24 protein-coding genes are annotated in these 25605 nt (G+C 65.2%); 18 read left to right on the top strand and 6 right to left on the bottom strand.

The window, feature by feature from the left end:
• Positions 1-90 precede the first annotated feature (90 nt).
• From D5041_RS16375 to D5041_RS16355, 5 genes are read left to right on the top strand one after another with little or no spacing between them, the layout of a single operon-like run.
• A complete protein-coding gene (locus D5041_RS16375) occupies positions 91-765 on the top strand; it encodes a hypothetical protein (RefSeq protein ID WP_265285228.1) in 675 nt (224 codons plus the stop codon).
• 3 nt (positions 766-768) lie between these two features.
• Positions 769-1455 (top strand): ABC transporter ATP-binding protein, encoded by a 687-nt coding sequence (locus D5041_RS16370; RefSeq protein ID WP_265256780.1) that lies wholly within the window; start codon positions 769-771, stop codon positions 1453-1455.
• The gene (locus tag D5041_RS16365; RefSeq protein WP_265285227.1) at positions 1452-2675 is read left to right on the top strand and encodes an ABC transporter permease; all 1224 of its coding nucleotides are present in this window, start codon (positions 1452-1454) and stop codon (positions 2673-2675) included. Before D5041_RS16370 ends, D5041_RS16365 begins: the two co-directional genes overlap by 4 nt.
• A gap of 17 nt (positions 2676-2692) precedes the next feature.
• Positions 2693-3430: an outer membrane lipoprotein-sorting protein gene (locus D5041_RS16360; RefSeq protein WP_265285226.1), complete on the top strand. Its 738-nt coding sequence runs from the start codon at positions 2693-2695 to the stop codon at positions 3428-3430.
• An 8-nt stretch (positions 3431-3438) separates the two neighbouring features.
• Positions 3439-4734: a hypothetical protein gene (locus tag D5041_RS16355; RefSeq protein WP_265256778.1), complete on the top strand. Its 1296-nt coding sequence runs from the start codon at positions 3439-3441 to the stop codon at positions 4732-4734.
• 391 nt (positions 4735-5125) lie between these two features.
• Here D5041_RS16355 and D5041_RS16350 read toward each other — a convergent pair whose 3' ends face one another.
• The 3 genes from D5041_RS16350 to D5041_RS16340 form a co-directional block, all read right to left on the bottom strand.
• Positions 5126-7372 carry a PhoX family protein gene (locus D5041_RS16350; RefSeq protein WP_265285225.1) on the bottom strand — a complete coding sequence of 749 codons (2247 nt, stop codon included), beginning with the start codon at positions 7370-7372 and terminating at the stop codon, positions 5126-5128.
• A gap of 98 nt (positions 7373-7470) precedes the next feature.
• Positions 7471-8109 (bottom strand): nucleoside/nucleotide kinase family protein, encoded by a 639-nt coding sequence (locus D5041_RS16345; RefSeq protein WP_010104077.1) that lies wholly within the window; start codon positions 8107-8109, stop codon positions 7471-7473.
• Positions 8110-8168: 59 nt separating this feature from the next.
• Positions 8169-9074 carry an SMP-30/gluconolactonase/LRE family protein gene (locus D5041_RS16340; RefSeq protein ID WP_265285224.1) on the bottom strand — a complete coding sequence of 302 codons (906 nt, stop codon included), beginning with the start codon at positions 9072-9074 and terminating at the stop codon, positions 8169-8171.
• Positions 9075-9146: 72 nt separating this feature from the next.
• Between D5041_RS16340 and edd the strand changes: the two genes are divergently transcribed.
• The 11 genes from edd to D5041_RS16285 all read left to right on the top strand — a co-directional run bounded on the left by edd (position 9147) and on the right by D5041_RS16285 (position 20192).
• On the top strand, positions 9147-10928 hold the full coding sequence (edd, locus tag D5041_RS16335) for a phosphogluconate dehydratase (protein ID WP_265285223.1): 1782 nt from the start codon (positions 9147-9149) through the stop codon (positions 10926-10928).
• Positions 10919-11563, top strand: coding sequence for a bifunctional 4-hydroxy-2-oxoglutarate aldolase/2-dehydro-3-deoxy-phosphogluconate aldolase (gene eda, locus D5041_RS16330; protein WP_265285222.1), 645 nt, complete (start codon positions 10919-10921; stop codon positions 11561-11563). The genes edd and eda overlap by 10 nt, the downstream gene beginning before the upstream one ends.
• A 191-nt stretch (positions 11564-11754) precedes the next feature.
• Positions 11755-13329, top strand: coding sequence for an ABC transporter substrate-binding protein (locus D5041_RS16325; RefSeq protein ID WP_265285221.1), 1575 nt, complete (start codon positions 11755-11757; stop codon positions 13327-13329).
• A 12-nt stretch (positions 13330-13341) separates the two neighbouring features.
• On the top strand, positions 13342-14307 hold the full coding sequence (locus D5041_RS16320) for an ABC transporter permease (protein WP_265256770.1): 966 nt from the start codon (positions 13342-13344) through the stop codon (positions 14305-14307).
• Positions 14304-15257 carry an ABC transporter permease gene (locus D5041_RS16315; protein WP_265280742.1) on the top strand — a complete coding sequence of 318 codons (954 nt, stop codon included), beginning with the start codon at positions 14304-14306 and terminating at the stop codon, positions 15255-15257. The genes D5041_RS16320 and D5041_RS16315 overlap by 4 nt, the downstream gene beginning before the upstream one ends.
• A 30-nt stretch (positions 15258-15287) precedes the next feature.
• A complete protein-coding gene (locus D5041_RS16310) occupies positions 15288-16277 on the top strand; it encodes an ABC transporter ATP-binding protein (RefSeq protein ID WP_010110301.1) in 990 nt (329 codons plus the stop codon).
• Complete coding sequence (locus D5041_RS16305; RefSeq protein WP_265285220.1) at positions 16274-17281, top strand: ABC transporter ATP-binding protein; 1008 nt, start codon at positions 16274-16276, stop codon at positions 17279-17281. Before D5041_RS16310 ends, D5041_RS16305 begins: the two co-directional genes overlap by 4 nt.
• Positions 17282-17293: 12 nt before the next feature.
• On the top strand, positions 17294-17581 hold the full coding sequence (locus D5041_RS16300) for an amidohydrolase family protein (protein ID WP_265285219.1): 288 nt from the start codon (positions 17294-17296) through the stop codon (positions 17579-17581).
• Positions 17574-19034: an amidohydrolase family protein gene (locus D5041_RS16295; RefSeq protein WP_265285218.1), complete on the top strand. Its 1461-nt coding sequence runs from the start codon at positions 17574-17576 to the stop codon at positions 19032-19034. Before D5041_RS16300 ends, D5041_RS16295 begins: the two co-directional genes overlap by 8 nt.
• A 183-nt stretch (positions 19035-19217) precedes the next feature.
• Entirely contained in the window at positions 19218-19550 is a 333-nt protein-coding gene (locus D5041_RS16290) for a DUF805 domain-containing protein (protein WP_029554424.1), read from the top strand.
• Positions 19551-19784: 234 nt separating this feature from the next.
• Positions 19785-20192, top strand: coding sequence for a DUF805 domain-containing protein (locus D5041_RS16285; RefSeq protein ID WP_265280737.1), 408 nt, complete (start codon positions 19785-19787; stop codon positions 20190-20192).
• A gap of 64 nt (positions 20193-20256) precedes the next feature.
• Here D5041_RS16285 and groL read toward each other — a convergent pair whose 3' ends face one another.
• On the bottom strand, positions 20257-21903 hold the full coding sequence (groL, locus tag D5041_RS16280) for a chaperonin GroEL (protein WP_010099768.1): 1647 nt from the start codon (positions 21901-21903) through the stop codon (positions 20257-20259).
• Positions 21904-21951: 48 nt separating this feature from the next.
• A complete protein-coding gene (locus D5041_RS16275) occupies positions 21952-22242 on the bottom strand; it encodes a co-chaperone GroES (RefSeq protein ID WP_010099769.1) in 291 nt (96 codons plus the stop codon).
• 348 nt (positions 22243-22590) lie between these two features.
• Between D5041_RS16275 and D5041_RS16270 the strand changes: the two genes are divergently transcribed.
• Positions 22591-24291 (top strand): MFS transporter, encoded by a 1701-nt coding sequence (locus tag D5041_RS16270; protein WP_265285217.1) that lies wholly within the window; start codon positions 22591-22593, stop codon positions 24289-24291.
• A gap of 4 nt (positions 24292-24295) precedes the next feature.
• On the opposite strand, the gene mltA is transcribed toward D5041_RS16270, so the two are convergent.
• Positions 24296-25453: a murein transglycosylase A gene (mltA, locus tag D5041_RS16265; RefSeq protein ID WP_265285216.1), complete on the bottom strand. Its 1158-nt coding sequence runs from the start codon at positions 25451-25453 to the stop codon at positions 24296-24298.
• Here mltA and D5041_RS16260 point away from each other — a divergent pair.
• On the top strand, positions 25452-25574 hold the full coding sequence (locus D5041_RS16260) for a hypothetical protein (protein ID WP_010099775.1): 123 nt from the start codon (positions 25452-25454) through the stop codon (positions 25572-25574). The two genes, mltA and D5041_RS16260, sit on opposite strands and share 2 nt — an antisense overlap.
• Positions 25575-25605 lie beyond the last annotated feature (31 nt).

The following is a 25605-nucleotide window of genomic DNA, read 5'->3' as shown; positions in this document are numbered from 1 at the left end:
GAATCGAGCATGGTCAGGTGCATCTGTGCTCCATTGCGGCCAAGATGGTTTGTCTGGCTGCCCATGGAAGAAATCTGCGCACCATGCCTGATGAGTTACTTCAACGTCTTTCTGAGCATCCATTCTTACCTTTGTGATAATCCCATGACCCATTTGAAATTCATCAAGAACATTGTTGTTGGCGTTAGCCTACTGGCCTCCTCTGCTGTGCAAGCTTATGGCGAGCATTCCGACCCGGCCCTGAAACACCTCACCCAGGCCTTTGCTGAAGCTGCGAAAGACCCTGGCAAGCTTGATGCTGCTTTCAGTGTGGCCGAACAAACGGTCAAGGCCATGCCGAACAATCCAATTGCCCTGGTCTATAAAGGCAGCCTTGCCACGCAGCGGGCGCGCGACGCCTGGATGCCATGGAACAAGCTAAGCTACCTCAAAGACGGTATTGACATGATGGATCAGGCTCTGGACATCGCCTCGCGGGCTCCGGTCAATCCCGAAACGATACTTCAAGTGCGCATGGTACGTGCGCTTACCAGCGCGCGCATTCCAGCGATCTTCGGCCGTGGTTCGGTGGCGCAGGGGGATTTCACTAATGTACTCAGCAACCCAGGATTCAAGGGTATGAAGGCACAGGATCAGGCCTCTGTCTACGCTTGGCTGGCTGTCTATGCGCACCGGGATAACCAAGCGGATAAAGCCGCAGATCAACTGAAGACAGCGAGAGCAGTAGACAAAGTCACGGCAGACGCCGTTTGGGCAGAAAGGTAAGCCATGGTGGTCGAGTCTCCCGTTGTTCTGCGCGCCAGCAATTTGCACAAGTTGTATGCATTGGGTGAGACCTCGGTAGCCGCATTGCGTGGGGTTGACATCACAATTGAGCAGGGCGACTTTGCTGCCTTGTGTGGCCCCTCCGGCAGTGGCAAGAGCACTTTGCTCAATTTGCTTGGATTGTTGGAGCCACCAAATCAGGGTGAAATTTGGCTCGACGGGAAGACGGTCGACCACGGAGCTACTGAGGCGCTTGATCAATTGCGACGGCGTCGCTTGGGCTTCGTGTTTCAGAGCTTCAACCTGGTTCCGGTGCTCAGTGCGCGGGAAAACGTCGAGCTTCCCTTGTTGATGACATCCATGTCGCCGAGCGAGCGCCGCGAGCGTGCAGAGAGTCTGCTCGATGCGGTGGGGCTGGCTGATCGCATGGGCCACCGGCCCAAGCAGCTTTCCGGCGGCCAGCAACAACGGGTGGCAGTGGCACGGGCGTTGGTGAACGCGCCACTGTTGGTGTTGGCCGATGAGCCCACCGCCAGTCTGGACAGCCAGACCGCTGCACAACTGCTCGATCTAATGCAGTCGCTCAATCGGCAACTGGGCACTGCCTTTTTGTTCTCCACTCACGATGCGCGTGTGGTGGAGCGCGCTCAGAAGTTGTTCACACTCTCCGACGGAAGAATATTGGCATGAAATGGTTTGTCTACGCTTGGCGCAATGTCGCACGCAACCGGCGCCGCACTGTGCTTTCTGCCGCCATTGTTGCCTGCGGCAGTATGGCGCTGTTGCTGAGCATCGGCTTTGTACTGGCATCCTTTTATGGCCTGCGCGAATCCATCATCAGCAGCGAACTAGGGCACATCCAGATAGGCGCACATGGCCAGTTTGAGGGTAACGAAGAAAGGCCCTTGCAGTATGGCCTGAGTCCGCAGCAGGTCAAGGCCGCGGAAGACGAATTCCAGCAAGAGTCCGGGTTGCGCTTCAGTACTCGGCGCGTCTTGTTTGAGGGCTTGCTCTCCACGGGGCGTCGCAGCGTGGCCTTTGTAGGACAGGGCGTGGAGCCAGAAAAAGAGTCCCGCCTCTCTACCGTGTTTGCTCCGATTGTCTCTGGCAATGGTTTGAGCGACGACCCCAGCAGACCTGAGCAGATCCTGATTGCCGTCGATCTTGCGCGCAGCCTTCAGGTCAAACCGGGTGATACGATCACCGTCATGGTGACCACCGAAGACGGCGTTCTCAACGCGGTCGATGCCGTGGTTGCTGGCACCTATCGCACAGGGGTGCCGGATCTTGATCGCCGCGCCATCATGATGCCGTTGCAAAACGTGCAGTCATTGTTGGTGACCCAAAAGATATCACGCTTGGTGTTGGCGCTGCGCGACACCGATGCCACCGACGCATTGGCCTCACGCCTGCGTGCGCAGCTTCCAGATCTGGATATCAAGCGCTGGATTGAACTGGCACCTTTTTACAATCAGGTTGTATCGCTGTACCGCATCATCTTCACCGTGCTGGGCATCATCATTGCGATGGTGGTTTTTATCTCCACCGCCAACTCCATGCTGATGAGCGTCATGGAGCGCATCCGCGAAGTTGGGACGCTTCGTGCCATTGGAATTCCAGATCGGCGTATTCAACAGACCTTTCTGCTCGAAGGTGGAATGATCGGCATGCTGGGTGGCAGCGTCGGCTTGGTGTTAGCGTTGCTGACAGCGCTGGTGGTTAATCTTTCCGACATCCGCATGCCACCACCGCCTGGGCGCACCACTGATTACCCGCTCATCATTGCTATGCAATTGGATAGCAGCTTGATGATCTGGCTGGCCTTCATCATGCTGAGTGCGCTGGCTGCCTGGGCACCACATCGGGTGATACGTCGTTTATCCATCATAGAAAAGCTCAATCACGTTTGAGCGGGAGTTATTGCACTATGCGTTTTCTTCTTTTGATTTTGTGCCTCAGCGTATTTGGAGGTGCTGCTGTGCTCGCTGCCGAGCGTCCACACCCTTCGGCGTTGTTGGCGCAGGCCGATAATTTCAGGCAGCAAGATGAGTCGGCCGAGCTCAGGGTCAAACTCAAGAGTACCAAAGACCAAAAGCCAGATGGTGACAGTGAGATGCGCGTGCGGCTCAAGGGGGCAGATCTGTCATTAGTGGAAGTGCTCAGTGGGCGCAGTGCTGGCCAAGTCGTGTTGATGAGCAAAGAGGCTGTGTGGGTGCGCATGCCGCGTGCCAGTTTGCCGATTCGTATTACACCGATTCAGCGTCTGATGGGCGAAGCCAGCTACGGTGACCTGGGACGCTTGCGCTGGCAAGATGACTACGCTGCCCAGTATCAGGTCAACGCGGAGCAGACTGTAAATGACATCTCGGTTTGGGCGCTAAGCCTGACGGCTGCCAAACCGACCGCAGCCTATGCCAAGATGGATCTCTACGTTGCACGCGACGGTGGCTGGCCAGTGCAGGCAGCGTTTTATCTGAAGAGCGGTAAGCTCTTCAAAACAGCCCGCTTTGACAAGCCAGTCAAGCTTGGCAGCAGGGTTCTGACGCAGCGCACCGTTCTCAGTGATGGAGTTGACAGCACACAACAAACCGAGATGATCATCGAATCGGTCACTGCCAAAGACTTCCCCAGTCAGAAGTTCACGCTTGATGGGTTGATGGAATGAGGGGGTGGATGTTTTTGGGCACCTTCTTGGTGGGTGCATGCCTATCTGCCCACGCTGACCCGCTGGAGCTTAAATCTGCTTTGGTGTTCACTGGACAGGCCACCGAGCTTCGTCGCGACTTGGATCCTGGTTGGCTATCTGGCGTGCCAGCTAAACAATATACTGGTGCCGCCGTGATAGACGGCAAATGGGAGGATCTTGGCTTTCGCTACCGATTGGACTACGACCAGGTTCGTGGTAGCGAAGGACGGTCAGTCTTCAACAATGAACGTAGTAGCGGTCAACTACTACAGTTGCGCACAAAGTTTCTGCTGTCGGATCGCTGGGCGTTGCGTTTGGGCAAGTTCAATGAAAACTTCGATAACGCCCATTACGCGCATGTGCTGGATTTTCTCAAGGACAACATTACCTCCAGCGACACAGAGGATCTGGCAGCCCGCGTGCGTGGCTTCCCCATTGCCAAGCTTAGTTACAACGGAGAGCGTTTGGGCGCAGATCTGATTTACAGCGACGATAGCAGCACGAACACTACTTACCGCTTTAACAGTCAGAATCCAAACTTTAACCGAGGCATTCGTCAATGGCTGGGTGTTCTCCGCGTCAATTTTGAGGAAACCGATGTAACCACGCTGGTACAAAAGCCATCGGATATGCGCGCGGGTTTTGGTGCCGCCTTTGTTCATACTCCAAATGCACAGATGCAGTTGTATGGTGCCTTGTTTTCTCAACGCGGAAGTCGGCAGCCAGTGCTTCGCAACATTTATCCTGATGGGGCACCGCCCTTGGGGGGCGACGATATTTATACGAACAGTGGCTCCTATGCCGCAACACGACTGATGGAGGATCGCTGGTATACCCGTGGTATGCTGGGTATAGGCTGGACGAGTGAGACGCAACTGAATTTGCGTTTCGAATGGCGGCATGATCAAAGCGGAATGTCGCCTCAAGATTACCGCCGATGGGGGCAAATCGTTGATTTCCATCGTAGCCTACTGCGGCAAGACCGTACGGCAGCAGCCTTCAACATCGCTTGGGACGCCCAAGCGCTGCGAGCCCGCCAGCGCGATAGTTTTCTGCTACGGATCGACCGACCCCTGGACAATGATTTTTCCATAGCTCTTGGCGCTCTGGTAGGGAGGGATCGTAGTGTCTTGTGGCAGCCGCGTCTGCGCTATAGTCCAGCAGGGAAAAGGCTGGACGCTTGGATCGAATTTCAGCGCACTGCTGGTCGTGAAGGCTCCGAGTTCGGCTCAGCGCTGGCGCGAACGCAGGTGCAGGTCGGTCTACGTTATCTCTTTGACTAGACTGATCTACTCGATCACTTACTGCCGCCCAGACTGCGTCCGAATGAGATCACCGTGTGGGTGCTTGGGCCTGCAGCAGTAGCGACAGTGTTAAGTAGCCAAGAATCATTGCCATCGGCTGAGTTGGTGCGTGCCGCCAACATTGCCCGAGCAGACAAACGCAGCGAATTCATTGCGGCTCGCCGGGCTCTTCGCTGGTTTTTGGCTCAGCAGAGAGGCGGCGAGTCCTCTCATGTTGAATTTGATCGCCTATCCGGCCCTTTGCAACCTGTTGGTCATTACCGTGACTTGACTTAGTTGTTGATTTGTATAGGTTTTCATGACTTGTGCATAACGGAATGGGTTTGGCTTGTACCGGGTCCATTGCTGAAATTGAAAAATTCACACGCTCTCAGAGGGCGATCTCCCCGCCGTCGCTGCGCGTCACCGCCACCGTTGCGGAGCGGGGCCGTTTCTTCGCCGCGCCGTCGGTTTGGCTGGCGGGCCAATAGCTGGTGTACGCCTTGGCGCCGTGGTCAGCGGACGCGGCCTCGCCCGGGTGCTGCACGTTGAAGAACAGCGTCTTGCGGTCCGGCGTCATGGCGATCCCGGTGATCTCGCAGTCCTTCGGGCCCGTGAGGAAACGGCGCACCGTGGTGCCGTTGGCGTTGGCGCCTTTGATGGTCGAGGTGCCTCCCGCCGCGGTGGCCGCGCCGCCGTCGCCGACCTTGCCGGGAACTGCGGCCAGCATCATGCAATTCGTCACGTCGGTGTAGGCGCTGTCGTCGGTCTGGATCCACAGGATCCCGCGGCTATCGAACCACAGGCCGTCCGGGCAGGAGAAGTCGTTCACGTCCGTGAGCTTGGAGAGATTCACGTCGGCGGCAGCGTCGGCCTGCGCTGCGAACAGATAGATGTCCCAGGTGAATGCGCTCGCGGCCGGGTCATCGCCGGCTTCGCGCCAGCGGATGATGTGGCCGTTGGGATTGCCCTTTTGCACGGACGTGCCGTTCTTCAGGTCCTCGTAGTAGCGCGGATTTGCGGCGTCGGGCCTGAGCTGGTAGCCGGTGGGGGTGGCAGTCGGCGCGACGCGCGCGCTGTTGTTCGTCAGGCTCATGTAGACCTCCCCGTTCAACGGGTTCACTGCGCCCCATTCCGGCCGGTCCATCTTGGTCGGGCCGAGCTTGTCGGCCGCAAGGCGGGGGTTGATCAGGACGTCCGCCTGGTCGGCGAAGGGGTAGGTGGTATGGCTGCTGTCGATCCCGTTCTTGCCAAAAGTCAGCTCCAGCCAGTTGCCGCTGCCGTCGGCGTTGAACTTGGCCGCGTAGAGGGTGCCCTGGTCCATGTACTTGGCGCCCGCGGCGAGCCCCTTGCCGACGTCGGCCGGATCCCAGTTCGCCTTGGAGACGAACTTGTAGATGTACTCGCTGCCGCCGTCATCGCCCATGTAGAAGACCACCGGTCTGCCTGCGACCGCCTTGCAGGGCCAGCAGCCCTCGTGGTTGAAGCGACCGAGCGCCGTGCGCTTGACCGGATTCGAGCTGGGGCTGAAGGGATCGATTTCCACGATCCAGCCGAAGTTGTTCGCGGTGTTGCGAAAGTCCGCCTCGGCGCTGGCACCGGTGACCGAGGCGTTCCAGCGGGCGTAGTCGTCGCTGCTGCCGGGGGTGTCCCACAGGTAGGGGCTCTTGCGGTTCTGGGGCAGGCCGCTGCGGTTCAGGGCAGTGACCTCCTTGGCGCTGCGCGCCGCGTCGTCGTCGGCGGCCCGGCCAATCACGTTCAGGTAGTTCTCTTCGCAGGTCAGATACGTGCCCCAGGGCGTGTAGCCGTTGGCGCAGTTGTTGTTCGTTCCGCGCGTCGTGGTGCCAGTGGGCGACTGCTTGGTTCGGAGCAGGTTCGAGCCCTTGGCCGGGCCGGAGAAATCCATCAGGGTGGCGGAGGTGATGCGGCGGTTGAACGGGGAGTCGCGCACCATGGACAGGCTCATGTCGGCGCCGCGTTTGACTTCGCAGACACTCACCCCATGCGCGGCAATCTCCTTGTCGACTTCGGCGGCAACGCGCACGCTGCCGGCCGTGCGGCCATTCGGGTGCAGGCAATGGGGCCCCACCACGTATTCGTGGTTCACGCACAGCAGGCCGCGGTCAGAGCGGTCCGCCTGCCAGGCGCCGGCATTCGACAGCCCGAAGTAGTGCATGCCATCGTGGCCGTCGCCGATGCGCCGGTTGTACGAATCGGGCGTCTCCGACCCATCGTCGGCCCAGGCCGCGTCGCCCGACTGCAGGGGATCCCCCAGGGCGTGGAGGATGCTGACCCGATAGCCGGAAGCGATGCTGACCAGGTCATTTTTGTTCTTGGGGACGGCCTCGAACCGGAGGGTGGGGGTGGGGGTAGGGGTGGGGGCCGCATCCCCACCGGGAGCGCCGCCGCCAGCGGTCCCTCCATTGCCGCCACCACCATCGCCGCCACCACTGCATGCGCTCAGGCCAAGACTGCCGAACAGCGTTGCCGTGGTGACGGAAATCCCTCCCTTGAGGACGCCGCGGCGGCTCATGCGCGCAGCCACGATTTCCTGGATATGGGGGTTGCTTGACTGGTTGCTGATCTCGTCTTCATCCAGGTGGTTGGGGATGCCGCTGTCGTGGGGCTGGCTGCTCATGGATTCTCCAAAGTTCGAACGGGGTGCGATCGATGGTATGGAGCCAAGATGACAGATGCGTTACGCAAGCCCCCGCGCTGCCATTCCAATGCGCCCGGTCATTCCTCACGCACTTTGAAGTGCGCGCGCGCCAGCGTGGACTCTATGAGTCGGGCGTTGGGTTCGTCGATATCTCTTACCCAATCCTCTGCGGCCTGTCGGGAGCGGCCAAACTGCATATGCCGGGCGAGCAAACGCTGCAGCCGCAGGGCAGGATCGACTTCCACGTACCACAGTTCGTCGAGCAAGGCCGCCACGTGGCCCCAGCCGCCTTGCTCCAGCGCCAGGTAGTTGCCCTCCGCGATGAGCAGCTTGGCATGGGGGAAGATGGGAATGGCCCCGGCGATGGGCTCCTCGATTTCCCGGCGAAATTCAGGGGCGTAGATGAGCTCGTCGTCCCCCTGTTTGCGCAAGCGCTCGAGCAGCGACCGGTAGCCATGGCCATCAAAAGTGTCCGGTGCGCCCTTGCGCCCGGCACGCCCCAGGCGATCCAACTCCTTGTTCGCCAAGTGATATCCATCCATCGGCACGATCTGCGACTGCTGGGGGTACAGGGCGTGCAGGCGCAGCGAAACCGTTGACTTGCCTGCCCCCGGAGGTCCGACGATGCCCAGGATCGTTCTGGAACTGCGGGAGAGAAATAGCTGAAGCCGCCCGCAGGCTTGCGCGAGGGTCAGCGTTTGTACGTGCTGCGTCATGGAATTTGCCCGTTCATGGATCGATGGTCCGTGCGTTTCGCCTGCGCTCCCGGTCGGCGTCAGGGCTTGAAAAAATTCACCGGCAGCCCGGCTATCGCCACCCGGGTGCCAAACAGCGAGCCTGCGGGAATGGCTGCGTCCTGCTCTTGCTGCGGTCGCCCCGCACGCGCCGAGGTGATGTACAGCGTGCGCCCATCGTCCCCGCCAAAGCAGACCATGGTGGGGCATTGCACGGGCGTGGCGATGCGCTGCAGCAATGCGCCGGCGGGCGAGAACTGCAGCACGCAGGCGCCCTCGTACATGGCCACCCAGTAGTTGCCGTCCACGTCCACCGCCGCGCCGTCGGGGCGGCCGCCGTAGGGTTCGCCGGGCTCCTTGCGGGGAAAGCGGGCCCAGGGCTGGCGCCCGCTGATGCTTCCGCTGGTCGCATCGAAGTCAAAGCGGTCGATGCGGTGCTCGGGCGTGTTCGCCCAATACAGAAAGCGCTCGTCGGGGCTGAACGCCAGGCCGTTGGCCGTGAAGTTATCGCCCGCCATGTAATCCAGGCGGTAGCCGCCAGCCCCTGCCTCCAGCCGCCACAGCGCCGCATCGGGCGCGCTGCGCGGCGTGATCACCGAACCCGCCCAGAATCGGCCCGCGGTGTCGCAGCGACCATCGTTCAGGCGCAACTGCCGGGTGTCGTGCCGCTCGGCAGGCAGCCGGGCCAGGCAGTCGAGCGCACCCGTCAGCGTGTGCAGAAGGTGGAAACCATCACGTAACCCGATTACAAGCCGGGCGTCCGGCGCGGGCGCGCAGCAGCCGGGTTCGCTGGGCATCTTCCACTGCCAGCGCCGGTCCGTCGCGGGTTCCCAGGCGTTCACTGCAAACCCTTGGATGTCGCACCAGTAAAGGCGTTTCTCGAGGGGGTGCCAGAACGGCGACTCGCCGAGTTCGGAAGGTGGCAGCGGCAGGGCTTGCAGGGTCATGGCTTGAAGCAAACAGGTTATCGAATTACATTCTAGGCCCCAGTCCAGTCGGCCCTCCGGCCCAAACCAGCGATGGAGAATCCCCTGCATCCAGTCCTCGCGCGCGTCACGCAGCGCATCACCCGGCGCAGCGCAGACAGCCGCGCCGCATACCTCGCGGGCGTTGACGCCATGCTCCGGCGCAAGCCCGCGCAAGAGCGCATGGGCTGCGCGAACCTGGCCCACGCCTACGCCGCGCTGCCCGGTGCGGACAAGTTCCGGGTCGTGGCCGAGAAGGGGCCGAACATCGGCGTGGTCACGGCGTACAACGACATGCTGTCGGCGCACCAACCGTACCAGGGCTACCCCGCGCTGCTGCGCGACGAGGCCGCCCGGCTGCAAGTCAGCGTGCAGGTGGCCGGGGGCGTTCCTGCCATGTGCGACGGAATCACGCAGGGAACGCCCGCAATGGAACTGTCGCTGTTCTCGCGCGACACCATCGCCATGGCGACTGCGGTGGCGCTGTCGCACGACGTGTTCGACGGCGTGCTGCTGCTGGGCGTATGCGACAAGATCGTCCCCGGCCTGCTCATCGGCGCGCTGCACTACGGCCACCTGCCCTGCGTTTTCGTTCCTGCCGGCCCCATGGGGACGGGCCTGTCGAACCGGGACAAGTCCAAGGTGCGCGAGCAGTACGCGCAGGGCCTGGTGGGGCGCGACGAGTTGTTCCGGGCCGAATCGGCCGCGTACCACGGCCCCGGCACCTGCACCTTCTACGGCACGGCGAACAGCAACCAGATGCTGCTCGAAGCCATGGGCCTGCACGTTCCGGGCGCGGCGTTTGCGCCGCCCGGCAGCGCTGCGCGCGAGGAATTCAGCCGCGCGGCGCTGCGCACCGTGCTCGACATCGGTGCGCGCGGCCCGCGCTTCACGCCCATCGGGCGGCTGGTGGACGCGCGCTGCATCGTCAACGCCATGGCGGCGCTGCTGGCCACGGGCGGATCGACGAATCACCTGATCCACTGGGTGGCGATCGCGCGCAGCGCGGGCGTGCTCATCGACTGGTCGGACTTTGACGAACTCTCCGGCGCCGTGCCGCTGCTCGCCCGCGTGTATCCCAATGGCGAGGCCGACGTGAACCAGTTCCAGGCCGCGGGCGGCCCGGCGTGGGTGCTGCGCGAATTGCTGGACAACGGCCTCATGCACGCCGACGTGCTGAGCGTGAACGCCGGCGGCATTGCCGCAGGTGCGCAGGGCGCGCCTGCGGTGCCGGGGGACGACAGCGTGCTGCGCCCCGTGCGCCGGCCGTTCTCGGCCACGGGCGGGCTGCGCCTGCTGCAGGGCCGGCTGGGGCGCGCGGTGATCAAGGTCTCGGCCGTTCCCGAGGAGCGCCACGTGGTCCAGGCGCCGGCGCGCGTCTTCGACTCGCAGGAGGCGCTGCTCGCCGCGTTCAACGCCGGGGAACTGCGGCAGGACATGGTGGCCGTGGTGCGCTTTCAGGGCCCGCAGGCGAACGGCATGCCCGAGTTGCACAAGCTCACGCCGCCGCTGGGCGTGTTGCAGAACCAGGGTTTCCAGGTCGCGCTCGTGACCGACGGACGCATGAGCGGCGCCTCGGGCAAGGTGCCCGCGGCGATCCACGTCACGCCCGAGGCGCTGGCCGGCGGCGCGCTCGCGCTGCTGCGCGACGGCGACGTGGTGCGCGTGGACGCCGTCGCGGGGACGCTGGACGTGCTCGTCGACGAGGCCGAATGGGCCGCGCGCACCCCCTGCGCCGGCCCACCGCCTGCGCTCACCGGCTTTGGCCGCGAACTCTTCCACAACATGCGCCGCCATGCGGGCGGCGCCGAACAAGGAGCCTGCACATGGCTGTGACCCCTGCCACCCCGCTGGACATCGCCAGCCATGGCCCGGTAATTCCCGTCCTCGTGATCGAGCACGTGCACGACGCGCTGCCGCTCGCCGAGGCGCTGCTCGCCGGCGGCGTACAGGTGCTTGAGGTGACGCTGCGCACGGCCGCGGGACTGCCCGCGATCGAAGCCATTGCGCGCCAATTGCCGCAAGCCGTGGTCGGCGTGGGCACGGTGCTCGACGCCGACGATGCCCGCCGCGCGAGCGCGGCCGGCGCTCGCTTTGCCGTGAGCCCGGGCTATACGCAGCAGGTGGGCGACGCGTGCAAGGCGCTGAAGCTGCCGCTGCTGCCCGGCGTGGCCACGTCGAGCGAGATCATGGCCGTACTGTCCGACGGGTTCTCATTCCTCAAGCTCTTCCCCGCCGAGGCGGCAGGCGGAATCCCCTTGCTCAAGTCCTGGGCCAGCCCGTTTGGCCAGGTCAGCTTCTGCCCCACCGGCGGCATTGGCCCGGCCACGGCGCCCGACTATCTGGCGCTGCCCAATGTGCGCTGCGTGGGCGGCTCCTGGCTCACGCCCGCCGATGCCGTGCGCTCTGGCGACTGGGCGCGCATCACCGCGCTGGCGCGCGCCGCGCAGGCGCTGCGCGGAGCCATGTAACTGGACTTAGCCACTTCGGCGGCCTGGGTCGCCCCACCGGGCACGGCGACTTGGCTGCGCCTGTCCACCTAGGGAAAACCCCTGGGTAAAGCGCGCAAGCCGGGAATTACACTTTTTAACATCGGCCGCAAGGTCAGCGCCGGCCGCGAACCGGCGCAACGCAAACCCTGATTCCCGGCCCAGGAGCCCCCATGAAAAAACACCTGATGGCGTTTGGCGCCGCGCTGTTGCTCAGCGTCGGCGGCCTGCAGGCACGGACATTCACCTGGAGCGCATCGTCCGACGCGCTGTCCATGGACCCGTATTCGACGAACAACACGTTCACCAATGCCTTTATGGGCAACATATACGAAGGGCTGGTGCGTTTCAACGACAAGGTTCAGATTGAACCTGCGCTGGCCGAGTCCTGGAGCGCGCTGTCCCCGACCCTGTGGCGCTTCAAGCTGCGCCGCGGCGTGAAGTTCCACAACGGCGAAGCCATGACGGCCGACGACGTGGTGTTCAGCTGGCAGCGCGTCATGACGCCCGGCTCCATCGCCAAGATGAATCTGGGCGACGTGAAGGACGTGCGCAAAGTCGATGCCTTCACCGTGGACGTCGAGACCCGCGCGCCCTTCCCGCTGCTGCTCAACGAACTCCTGAACCTCGTGATCATGAGCCGCTCCTGGTGCGAAAAGAACAAGGCCACGCAGGCCAGCGACCTGAAGCAGAAAAAGGAAAACCACGCCAACCGCAGCACCAACGGCACCGGCCCCTTCATGCTGAAGTCGCGCGCGGTGGACGTCAGGACCGTGCTCGTCGCCAACCCCGACTGGTGGGACAAGCCCGGGCACAACCTGAGCGAAGTCGTCTTCACGCCGATACAGTCCGACGCCACCCGCACCTCGTCGCTGCTGTCGGGCGCGCTGGACGCGAGCGTCAGCGTGCCGCTGCAGGATACGCAGCGCATCAGCAGCTCGGGCGCGTTCACCGTGGTGCAGGGGCCCGAGCTGCGCACCATCTTCCTCGGCATGGACCAGTTCCGCGACGAGTTGCTCTACTCCGGCGTCAAGGGCCGGAACCCGTTCAAGGACCTGCGCGTGCGCAAGGCGCTGTACCAGGCGATCGACGTCGAAGCCATCAAGCGTTCGGTGATGCGCGGCCAGTCCTGGCCCGCAGGAATGATTCTGTCGCCCCTGCTGAATGGAGCGCCCAGGGAGTTGAACACCCGCCTGCTGCCCTTTCATGCCGAAGCGGCAAAGAAGCTGCTGGCCGAAGCCGGCTACCCCGAGGGCTTTGCCGTCGGCATGCAATGCCCGAACAACCGCTACGTGTACGACGAGCAGATCTGCCTGGCCATCGTCTCGATGCTCGGCCGCGTGGGCATCAGGGTGACTCCGCAGCTCGAGCCCATGAGCAAGTTTCACGTGCGCCTGAACACCATGGACGTGTCGCTCTACATGATCGGCCACGCCGGCCTGCCCATGGCCGACGCCTACGCGCAGCTGTTCGACACGCTCGCCACCCGCTCGGACACGCAGGGTGGCCTGAACGCGGGCCGCTACTCCAACCCCGCGCTCGACGCCCTGCTGCCCAAGATCGCCACCGAACTCGACAGCACCCGGCGCAGTGCGCTCATCGCCGAGGTCGTCGCGATCGCGCGCAACGATTTCGCCTACCTGCCGCTGCACCAGCAGCCCGTCACCTGGGCCGCGCGCAAGGGCGTCGATCTTCGGCAGGGGCCGGACAACCAGTTGCGCCTCTGGCTGGTCAGCGTCCCCGGGTGAGGGCCCCTCCCGATGCTCCGCTTCCTGTCGATCCGCGCCTGGAATGGCTTGCTGGTGATGCTCGGGGTGTCCTTTACCTCCTTTTTGCTGTTCAGCTACATCGGCGACCCGGTGAACAACCTGTTGGGCGAGAGCGCCACGGTCGCGCAAAAGGAGGCGCTGCGGGCCTCGCTCGGACTGGACCAGCCGCTCCTCGTGCGCTTTTACAAGTACCTCGGGCTGGCCGTGCGCGGCGAGTTCGGCGTCTCCTACCGCAACCTGGAGCCCGTGGGGCAACTGCTTTGGTCGCGGGTTCCGGCAACGCTCGAACTCAGCTTCTGCGCGGCAGCGCTGGCCCTGGGTGCGGGTATCCCGATGGGCGTGTACGCCGCCATCCGGCGCGATTCCCGGATCGCGCAGCTCATGCAGCTGGTCTCGCTGATCGGCATTTCGATGCCCTCGTTTCTCACGGGAATCCTTCTGATCCTGGTCTTCTCGGTCGAGCTCAACTGGCTGCCGGCCTCCGGCCGCGGCGACGTGGTGCAGTGGGGCCCCTGGAGCACCGGCCTGCTGACGCTCAGCGGCTGGAAGTCGCTGGTCATGCCGTCGATCACGCTGGCGCTGTTCCAGCTGACGCTCTTCATGCGCCTGGTGCGCTCCGAAATGCTCGAAGTGCTGCGCACCGACTACATCAAGTTCGCCCGCGCCCGCGGCATTGCCGAGCGCTCCATCCACTTCCACCATGCGCTGAAGAACACGCTGATCCCGGTGATCACCGTGGCCGGCCTGCAACTCGGCGCGCTGATCGCGTTCTCCATCATCACCGAGACCGTCTTCCAGTGGCCCGGCATGGGGCTGCTGATCATCCAGGCCATCACCTTCAGCGACATCCCGGTGATCGCCGCGTACCTGATGCTCATCGCGCTGCTCTTCGTGGGCATCAACGCCGCCGTGGATCTGCTGTATTTCCGGGTCGATCCCCGGGTCCGTCCGGCATGAACGCGCGCTCCCTGGAAACCGCAGCCGCCGTGCAGGAGCCTGCGGCTTGGCAGCGCCTGCTCGACAGCGATTTCGTCTACGCTTTCCGGCGCTCGCGCACGGCGCTGGCCTCGGCGCTGGTGCTGCTCTTGCTCGCTGCGCTGGCCGTTCTTGCGCCCTGGATCGCGCCGCAAAACCCCTTTGACCCGGCAGCGCTCGACCTGCTCAACGCGCGCCTGCCGCCCGCCTGGATCGAGGCCGGCCGGATGCAGTTCCCGTTCGGCACCGACGGCCAGGGGCGCGACCTGCTGTCCGTGCTGATGTACGGTCTGCGCATCTCGCTGATGGTGAGCGTGTGCGCCACGCTGTTTGCGCTGTTCGTCGGCGTGACGCTCGGGCTCGTCAGCGGGTACGCCGGCGGCACCATCGACAACCTGATCATGCGGCTGGCCGACATGCAACTGAGCTTCCCGGCCATCCTGGTCGCGCTATTGGTCGATGGCCTGGCGCGCACGCTGCTGCCGCACGCGCTGCACGAGCGGCTGGCGTTGCCCGTCGTGATCTTCGCCATCGGCGTCTCGACCTGGGTGCAGTACGCGCGCACGGTGCGCGGCGCGACCTTGGTGGAAAAGTCCAAGGACTACGTGCATGCCGCCCGGCTGATCGGCATGGGACCGCTGCGCATCCTGCTGCGCCACGTGCTGCCGAACGTGCTCGGCCCGGTGCTGGTGATCGCCACGCTGTCGCTGGGTCTGGGAATCCTGACCGAGGCCACGCTGAGCTTCCTGGGCCTGGGCGTGCCGCCGACCTCGCCCTCGCTGGGCACGCTGATGCGCAGCGGCAACGAGGTGCTGTTCGCGGGCGAATGGTGGGTCACGGTGCTGCCGGGCCTGTGTCTGATGCTGCTGGTGCTGGCGATCAACCTGCTGGGCGACTGGCTGCGCGACGTCCTCAACCCCCGGCTCAGATAAGGCACGGGGCAGGGCACGGGGACACACGCCATGGGCGCCAACGCATCCCCCACCCTGAGCGTGCGCGACCTGCGCGTCGAGATCCCTGCACGCCGCGGCACGCTGCTCGCGCTCGACGCCGTTTCCTTCTCCATCGCGCCCGGCGAAATCCTTGGCTTTGTCGGCGAATCGGGGGCAGGCAAGTCGCTCACCGGAATGGCCATCCTCGGCCTGCTCGACCCGCCCGCGCGCATCGCCGGCGGCGAAATCCATCTGGGCGAGCGCCGCATCGACACGCTGTCGCAGCGCGCGATGCGCCGCGTGCGCGGCAAGGAAATCGGCGCGATTTTCCAGGACCCCTTGATGAGCCTGAACCCGCTGCTGCAAATCGGCGCGCAGTTGGTCGAAACCATGCGCACGCATCTTGCGCTGTCGCACGCGCAGGCCGTGCAACGCGCGCTGGCGCTGCTGCACGCCGTCGGCATCCCGGCGCCCGAAGCGCGCTTCACCGCGTACCCGCACCAGTTCTCGGGCGGCATGCGCCAGCGCATCGTGATCGCGCTGGCGCTGTGCGCCGGACCGCGGCTGCTGCTCGCCGACGAGCCGACCACGGCCCTGGACATGTCCATCCAGGCGCAGGTGTTGCAGTTGCTGCGCACGCTGTGCCGCGAGAACGCAACGGCCATGCTGCTGGTCACGCACGACATCGGCGTGATCGCCGAGATGGCGGACCGCGTGGCGGTGATGTACGCCGGTCGCATCGTCGAAACCGGTCCGGTCGAGGACGTGCTGCGCGACCCGGCGCATCCCTACACCCGCGGCCTGATGGACGCCATCCCCTCGATCGAACCGGTGACCGGCCCGCTGCACCAGATCGACGGCGCCATGCCGCGGCTGAACGCGCGCCCGGCCGGCTGCGCGTTCCACCCGCGCTGCGCCCGTGCCACGGAGCAATGCCGCGCCGAGAGCCCCGGCCTGCGCACGGACCGGCAGCGGCAGGTCGCCTGCTGGGTCGCCCCCGCGGAGCAGGAGGCCGCATGAACGCCGGGAACAGGCCCGCGGCCGCCGAAGCTGCGGTGAGCCTTGAGGTGCAGGACGTCGTGCGCCACTTCTCCGCGGGCGCTGGCCTGCTGCGTACGGCGCTGGGCACGGGCCGTTCGGTGAAGGCCGTCGATGGCGTGAGCCTGCGCATCCGCCGCGGCCAGACCTTGGGCCTGGTCGGCGAATCGGGCTGCGGCAAGTCCACGCTCGCGCGGCTGGTTGCGGGACTGGACCGGCCGAATTCCGGGCGCATTCACTTCGCGGACGCGGGCCAGGCCGGGCACCGCGTGCAGATGGTTTTCCAGGACCCGTATGCATCGCTCAACCCGCGCTACCGCATCGGCAGCGCGATCGCCGAACCGATCCGCTTCCAGAAGCTGCTGCCCAAGGCCGAGGTCCCCCGGCGCGTGCACGAGCTGCTGCTCCAGGTCGGCCTGGCACCGGCCGACGCACTGAAGTTCCCGCACGAGTTCTCCGGTGGCCAGCGCCAGCGCGTGTCGATTGCGCGCGCACTCGCCGGCGCCCCGAGCTTTCTGGTGTGCGACGAGCCGACCTCCGCGCTCGACGTGTCGGTGCAGGCGCAGATACTGAACCTGCTGCGCCGCCTGCAGGAGCAGCTCGGCCTGAGCTGTCTCTTCATCAGCCACAATCTGGCGGTCGTCAACTACATGTCGCACAGCGTCGGCGTGATGTACCTGGGCCGGCTCGCCGAGCTTGCGCCGACCCGTGTGCTGTTCGACGCGCCCAAGCATCCGTACACGCAGCTGCTGCTCGCGGCGCTGCCACGGCTCGACCGGCGCGGCCGCGAGAAACCGCCCGCTCCCGGCGAAATCCCCAGCCCGCTCGACCCGCCACCCGGCTGTGGCTTTCACCCGCGCTGCCCGCACGGGCAGGCGCGCTGCCAGAGCGAAAGGCCCGCGCTGGTGCCCTTGCCCGACGGCTCGCAGGTCGCCTGCCACGCCGTGCAGGAGCGGCGCATCCCCATGCGGTGGCATACATCCTGAAAGCTTCCCGCCATGCCTGACGCCCAAGCCCCCTGCAGCGCCGACCTGCTGATCGAACACGGCACCGTGATCACACTCGACGGCGCGCGCCGCATCATCGAAGACGGCGCCGTGGTCGTCGCGGGCGGGCGCATCGTCGCCGTCGGCAGCAGCGCCGAAATAACATCACGCTGGCGCGCGCGCAAGGTCATCAACGCCCTGCGCAAGGCGGTATTGCCTGGCCTGATCGACTGCCACGCGCACGCCGGCAACGCCGTGCAGGAGCGGCGCTACATCCTGAAAGCTTCCCGCCATGCCTGACGCCCAAGCCCCCGGCAGCGCCGACCTGCTGATCGAACACGGCACCGTGATCACACTCGACGGCGCGCGCCGCGTCATCGAAGACGGCGCCGTGGTCATCGCGGGCGGGCGCATCGTCGCCGTCGGCAGCAGCGCCGAAATAACATCACGCTGGCGCGCGCGCAAGGTCATCAACGCCCTGCGCAAGGCGGTGTTGCCTGGCCTGATCGACTGCCACGCGCACGCCGGCCATGGCCTGATCAAGAGCATGGGCGGCGGCGACGGCGCTGCCTGGATGGCCGCCTGCGAGACCATCTACACAACAGGATCGGACGCGGAGTTCTGGTACGCTGAGGCCCGACTCGCTGCGCTGGAGAGGCTGCGCTGCGGAACGACCACCGGCGTCTGCCTGTTTGGCGGCGGCGACAACATCATGCGCGTTGACGACCCGGTGTACGCCACGCGCCACTGCGACGCGATCTCCGAGATAGGCACCCGCTCCTTCCTGGCCGTGGGGCCGTCGCGCCCGCCCGGCCCGCGCACCTATGCAAGCTGGAGTGGCGAGCAGCGCAGCGTGCGCGAAGTGTCCTTCGCGCAGATGTTCGACTGCTGCGAAGAAATCATCCGCAGCCAGCATGGCCGGGCCGGCGGGCGCGTGAACATCTGCGTCGCGCTGCCGGTGTACCACCCCGAGCACACGCCGCAACAGCTGCCGTACGCGGACGTCTTTCGCAGCCAGGCTCGGCAGTACCGGGACCTGGCGCGCCGCCACGCGCTGCGCTTCACGCAGGATGGGCATTGCAGCGGCAGCCTGAGGTGGGCGCACGAGGAATTCGGCCTGCTCGGCGAGAGTGCGTTCATGTCGCATTCCATCGACCTCACGGCCGAGGACATCGCCGCCTGCGTCGCGACCGGAACATGCATCGTGCATAACCCCAGCGCGATCATGTCGATCCGCGGACGCTGCCCCGTTCCGGAACTGCTGGACGCTGGTGTCACCGTCGCGCTCGGATCGGACGGCATTGCGCCCGACCGCAGCTACGACATGTTCCGCCACATGTTCCAGTGCATGCACTACCACCGCCGCCACTTCCGCGACGCGGGCGTGCTGCCGCATGGCAAGGTGCTCGAGATGGTCACCATCGACGCCGCGCGCACGCTGGGCCTGGAGCACGAGATCGGTTCGATCGAAACCGGCAAGAAGGCCGACATCATCCTCGTCGATCTGTTCAAGCCGCATCTGATGCCGCTGAACATGCCCGTCTATCGCGTCACCGCCTTTGCCAACGGCGCCGACGTGTGCACCACCATCGTCGACGGCAAGGTGCTGATGGAGGACGGCAAGGTCCACACCGTGGACGAAACCGAAGTGATGGAGCGCGCCCAGCACGCGACCGAACGCATGCTCGAACGCACGGGCCTGCGGCACCTGCTCGACGCACCCCCCACGCTGTGGCGCGCGACGCGCTTCTGATGCGTCCGGCTGGCGAAAAATCGCCATGTCGATACAAGGCGAGCCGGAAACTGCTCACACGTCCAGGCCGTGAGCCTCACGATTCAGTCGTCAAGAGGCTGTTTGAATGGGGCGACAACTGTCTTGACACGCACCGTCGCGCAGCATAGCTTTGCGCGATTCTTATTCAGAGGGGACTCGATCATGAATTTTTTCTCGGCCGTGGAGAGCTGTCTGACGCAGTTCGCGGTCTTCTCGGGGCGCGCAACACGCTCCGAGTTCTGGTGGTTTGCCCTGTTCCGGTGGCTACTTCTGATGGGATTTCTGATACTTGGCGCCGCACTGGATGAAGTGTTTGAAACCATCGGTTGGGGGCTCTCGTTCCTGTTGCTCCTGCCGGACTTGGCCGTGGGCGCACGCCGTCTGCACGATATCGACCGCTCGGGCTGGTGGCTACTGCTGCAAGTGATCCCTCTCGGGTTCCTGGTGCTGCTGTATTGGTGGGTGCAGCCAAGCAAGGAGCCCGGCGAGGAATAGCAGTCACCGGGCCCATATAAGAAAAGCCCGCAGACCGTGAGGTCCTGCGGGCTTTTACGCGCGGCCAAGCCTACACGCCCATACCGCCCATCCACGCGGACCTTCATTTCGACTTCGGTGGTAGCGACCGCCTTGATAGTGGGTAGCGCCGAAAGGTCACACGTGCGACATCGTGGTTGCGCTTTGCGTCGATTCCTCATGCGGCTCCACTATCATTCTGTAACATAACGTTGTGTGACTTTTATCCAGGGGGATTCGATCGTGGGTTTTTTCTCGGCCGTCAAAAGCTGCCTGAGGCAGTACGTGGGCTTCTCGGGGCGCGCAACACGCGATGAGTTCTGGGCGTTTCTTTTGTTCCGGTGGTTGCTTCTGATCGGGTCCCTGATACTCAGCACCACACTGAATAAAGCGTTTGACCCCACCATCCCGTGGGAGATCTCGGTCCCGCTGGTCATGCTCCTGCTGTTCCTGCCGGGATTGGCCGTGGGTGCACGCCGTCTGCACGATGTTGGCCGCTCGGGCTGGTGGCTATTGCTGCAGTTGATCCCTCCTCTCGGGTACTTGGTGCTGCTGTATTGGTGGGTGAAGCCAAGCAAGAAACTCCGCGAGGAAGAACCACTGGCCACCACCGGCCCCATATAAGAAAAGCCCGCAAGACCGTAAGGTCTGCGGGCTTTGTTGCGCAACAGAGGATGCGCGATCAGGTTTACATGCCCATGCCGCCCATATCAGGCATGCCGCCGCCCATGCCGCCGCCGCCCGGGGCATCGTCCTTCGGGGCCTCGGCCACCATGGCCTCGGTCGTGAGCAGCAGCGAAGCCACGGAAGCGGCGTTCTGCAGTGCAGTGCGGGTGACCTTCGTGGGGTCCAGAATGCCCAGTTCGAGCATGTCGCCGTAGGTGTCGTTGGCGGCATTGAAGCCGTAGTTGCCCTTGCCGGCGAGCACCGCGTTGACCACCACCGAGGCTTCGCCGCCGGCGTTGTTCACGATTTCGCGCAGCGGTGCTTCGATGGCCTTGAGCACCAGCTTGATGCCTGCGTCCTGGTCGGCGTTGTCCCCCTTGATGGAACTGCCTACGGCCTGCCGGGCGCGCAGCAGGGCCACGCCGCCGCCGGCGATGATGCCCTCTTCCACCGCCGCACGGGTGGCGTGCAGCGCGTCTTCCACGCGGGCCTTCTTTTCCTTCATTTCGACTTCGGTGGCAGCGCCCACCTTGATCACGGCCACACCGCCGGCGAGCTTGGCTACACGCTCTTGCAGCTTTTCGCGGTCGTAGTCGGAGGTGGCTTCCTCGATCTGCACGCGCACCTGCTTGACGCGTGCCTGGATGTCGGCAGCGGCGCCGGCGCCGTCGATGATGATGGTGTTTTCCTTGCCCACTTCGATGCGCTTGGCCTGTCCCAGGTCGGCCAGCGTCACCTTCTCGAGCGTCAGGCCCACTTCTTCGGCGATGACCTTGCCGCCCGTCAGGATGGCAATGTCTTCGAGCATGGCCTTGCGGCGGTCGCCAAAGCCAGGAGCCTTCACGGCAACGACCTTGAGGATGCCGCGGATGGTGTTCACCACCAGCGTTGCCAGGGCTTCACCCTCGACTTCTTCGGCGATGATCAGCAGGGGACGGCTGGCCTTGGCGACCTGCTCGAGCGTGGGCAGCAGGTCACGGATGTTGCTGATCTTCTTGTCGAACAGCAGCACGAAGGGGTTGTCCAGAATCGCGGCCTGCTTGTCCGGGTTGTTGATGAAGTAGGGCGACAGGTAGCCGCGGTCGAACTGCATGCCTTCGACGACGTCGAGCTCGGACTCGAGCGACTTGCCGTCTTCCACGGTGATCACGCCTTCCTTGCCGACCTTGTCCATGGCGTCTGCAATCAGCTTGCCGATGGTCTCGTCGGCGTTTGCCGAGATCGCGCCGACCTGGGCGATTTCCTTGGAGGTCGTGGTCGGCTTGGACGCCTTCTTGAGCTCTGCCACCAGGGCGATCACGGTCTTGTCGATGCCGCGCTTGAGGTCCATGGGGTTGATCCCTGCGGCCACGTACTTGAAGCCTTCGCGCACGATGGCCTGCGCCAGCACGGTGGCGGTGGTGGTGCCGTCACCGGCGTTGTCGCTGGTCTTGGAAGCCACTTCCTTGACGAGCTGCGCGCCCATGTTCTGCAACTTGTCCTTGAGTTCGATCTCCTTGGCCACGGACACGCCGTCCTTGGTCACGGTGGGGGCGCCGAACGAGCGCTCGATGACCACGTTGCGGCCCTTGGGGCCCAACGTCACCTTGACCGCGTTGGCCAGGATGTTCACGCCTTCAATCATGCGCGAGCGGGCTTCGCCGCCGAAAACCACGTCTTTTGCTGCCATTTGATATCTCCGGATAGGGTAAAAATTCTGCTCTGGAACGCTGTGAAATTACTTCTCGACCACGGCAAACAGGTCGTCCTCCTTCATGACCAGCAGCTCGTCGCCGTCCACCTTGACGGTCTGGCCCGAGTACTTGCCGAACAGAACGCGGTCGCCGACCTTCACGTTCAGGACGATCAGCTCGCCCTTGTCGTTCTTCTTGCCGGGGCCGACGGCCAGCACCTCACCTTGATCAGGCTTTTCCGCGGCGTTGTCAGGGATCACGATGCCCGAGGCCGTCGTGGTTTCGCTTTCGACACGCTTGACGATCACACGATCGTGCAGAGGGCGAAGTTTCATTGCATTGCTCCTGTTTTTCAGTAAAAAAAGCGGAATGGATTTCGGCGCCCGGACCTCCGGGCGCCACCGAACTTCCGACAGACAAGCGGTTTCTGGCACTCGTTCGCGGAGACTGCTAATGATACGGGCATTTGTCGCCGTTTCAAGACGTCCCTGGCGCGCGCAAGACAATAACTGTGTTGCTGCTCCGCAAAGGTTCCGGGAAAGCGGCGTGCTGCGCGGGGCCGTGCGCTTGTGCGGTTGCGCCGAGCACGCTGTGTTCGCTGGCCGCGCGCCCGTGCGGCATCCGGGGGCTCGTGTCCTGTGCGCGGCGGCGCGGCGCGCCAAGCCGTCGCACAATATGTGCGCATGTCCTCCCCTTCCCCCGAAAGCGCGCCCCGCGCTGCGCCCGCTGAACCCGCCGCTGCTGCGGCGCCCGAGTCTGCCGGGCCTGAGTCACTTTCCGATCCTGCGGCCGGGCAGGGCGTTGCAGCGTTTCCGGACGCGCCGCTGTCCGCACTCGCGCCGCTGTTCGTGCCGGTGTTCCGCATGCTCTGGATCGCCTGGCTGGTGGCGAATATCTGCATGTGGATGAACGACGTCGCGGCCGCCTGGCTCATGACCACGCTCACCGCCTCGCCACTCCTCGTGGCGCTGGTGCAGTCCGCGTCCACGCTGCCGGTGTTCTTGCTCGGTCTGCCCAGCGGCGCGCTGGCCGACATCCTGGACCGGCGGCGCTACTTCATCGCCACGCAATTCTGGGTGGCGATCGTGGCGCTGGTGCTGTGCGTGGCCGTCATCGCCGGCGGCATGACGGCGCCCCTGCTGCTGGCGCTGACCTTTGCCAACGGCATCGGTCTGGCCATGCGCTGGCCGGTGTTCGCGGCCGTGGTTCCGGAGCTGGTGGAGCGCGCGCAGCTGCCCGCTGCGCTGGCGCTCAACGGGGTGGCCATGAACGCCTCGCGCATCATCGGCCCGCTGCTCGCGGGCGCCATCATCGCGAGCGCGGGCAGCGCCTGGGTGTTCGTGCTCAACGCCGTGCTGTCGGTGCTCTCGGGCTTGGTCATCATGCGCTGGAAGCGCGCGCATACGCCCAGCCCGCTGGGGCGCGAGCGCCTGCCCAGCGCCATGCGCGTGGGCTTGCAGTTCGTGCGCCAGTCGCCGCGCATGCGCGCCGTGCTGTGGCGCATCGCGATTTATTTCCTGCACGCCACCGCGCTGCTGGCCCTGCTGCCCCTGCTGGCGCGGGGGCTGGAGGGTGGCGACGCGGGAACCTTCACCCTGCTGCTCGCCGCCATGGGCCTGGGCGCCATCGTGGCGGCGCTGTTCTTGCCGCGCCTGCGCCAGAGCATGGCGCGCGACGTGCTCGTGCTGCGCGGCACTCTGTTGCAGGCGCTCGCCAGCGCGGTGATGGCCGTGGCGCCGAACGTCTACGTGGCCGTTCCCGCGATGTTCATCGGAGGCATGGCCTGGATCACCACCGCCAACGCCCTGAGCGTATCCGCGCAGCTGGCCCTGCCGAACTGGGTGCGCGCGCGCGGCATGTCGATCTACCAGATGGCGGTCATGGGAGCGACCGCGCTGGGCGCCGCCCTGTGGGGCCAGGTGGCGGCGCTCGGCGGCGTGCACGTCAGCCTGGCGCTCGCGGCACTCTCGGGGGGGCTGGCCATGGCGCTGGTGCAGCGCCTGGTGCTCGACCGCAGCATGGAGGAGGACCTGAGTCCTTCGCGCGCCTTCAAGGTGCCGGTGGCCGAGATCACGCCCGAGGCCGGCCGCGTGGTGGTGAGCATCGAGTACTTCATCGACCCGGCGCGCAGCGCGGAATTTCGCGCGCTGATGCAGGAGAGCCGCCGCAGCCGTCTGCGCCAGGGCGCGCTGTCGTGGCAGTTGCAGCACGACATCGCCGACCCCGCGCGCTTCGTCGAGCAGATCGAGGATGAATCCTGGACCGAGCACCTGCGCCGCTTCGACCGCGTCACCGCGCACGACGTGGCGCTGCGCGAGCGCAAGCTGGCGTTTCATACGCGCGAGACGGCGCCCGTGGTCGCGCGCCTGCTGGTGCAGCGCTGACGGTTCAGGGGAGCGGGGTCTGCCGCGGCCAGAGCGCCCACAGCCGCAGGCTTTGCTTCAGGCGTCCCGCGACTTCGCCCGCCTCGGGGCCCGAGCCGGTGAAGAAGTCCGCGCGCACGGCGCCGAGGATGGCGCTGCCCGTGTCCTGCGCGAGCACCATGCGCTGGAGCGGCGCCTGGGGCCCCGGGGAGGCGAGCCACACGGGCGTGCCGTAGGGAATGCTCTGGCGGTCCACGGCAATCGACCGGCCGGGAGTCAGCGGCACCCCCTGGGCGCCGCGCGGTCCGGCGTCGAGTGTGCTCAGCGGTTCCTCGCGGAAGAACACGTAGCGCGGATTGCTCCACAGCAGCTCGTGGCTGCGCTGCGGGTTGGCGGCAGTCCAGGCACGGATTCCGGGCCAGCTGGCGTCGCGCACCAGACCCTGATCGAGCAGCCAGCGGCCCGGGCTCTGGTAGGGTTGCCCATTGGTTCCCGCGTAGGCCACGCGCACCAGCGACACCGAAGCGTCGGCCTCGGCGATGCGCAGCCGGCCCGAGCCCTGGATATGCAGCAGCAGCGCGTCAAGCGGCTCGCGCAGCCAAGCGATGGCCCGGCCCTGCAACGCGGCCTGCGCTTCGGGCAGGGTGTCGATCTGCTGGCGCGTGTACCAGGGCCGGTGCGCGTCCAGCCCGGCGGGCGCGCGGTGGATCGGCACGGTGAACCCGTTGCCGGATTGGCGCGCCGCGTCCAGCAGGGGTTCGTAGTACGCCGTCAGCAGGCCCTCGGCGTTGCCGTCGGTGGTTTCCACGCGGTAGGGTTGCAGGCTTGCGACGAGCCAGGCGCGCTGCTCGTCGGCGCTGGCGATGATCAGCCGGCGGACCTCGCCGCACAGCGCGCCGAACGGAGGGGCAGGGCGCTCGCAGCTCCTGATCCAGGCGTTCCAGGCCTCGTGCAGCGCGTCCTCGGCAAAGCCCGGCAGCTCCGCCCAGCGCACCGCAACCCAGCGGCTCTTGGGCTGCGTCAGCGGCGGCGGCAGCGGGGCCGTGTCGAGCGGCAACGCCACGGCGCCGGGCGGCGCGCTGGCCTCGGGCAGGGAAGGGGAGGGCGCGGGCGGCGTGGAGCAGGCGGCCAACGTTCCTACAATCAGCGCCGTCGATACCCGGCGCAGGAAGGTCGATTTCATGGGACTGATTTTGCTCGAAGCGCTGCTGGCGCTGGTGCTGCTCGTGGCCATCGTGTGGTGGACCATGTTCTGCGGCCGCTCGCGCGGTGAGCGCAGACCGCCGCCGAACGACGCGGAGTAGTCCGGACGGCGACCTTGCGCAGCCGATGCAC

The sequence above is a fragment of the Verminephrobacter aporrectodeae subsp. tuberculatae genome (assembly GCF_026127385.1).
Taxonomy (GTDB): Bacteria; Pseudomonadota; Gammaproteobacteria; order Burkholderiales; family Burkholderiaceae_C; genus Acidovorax; species Acidovorax aporrectodeae.
This window is presented reverse-complemented; position numbering and strand designations above follow the sequence as displayed.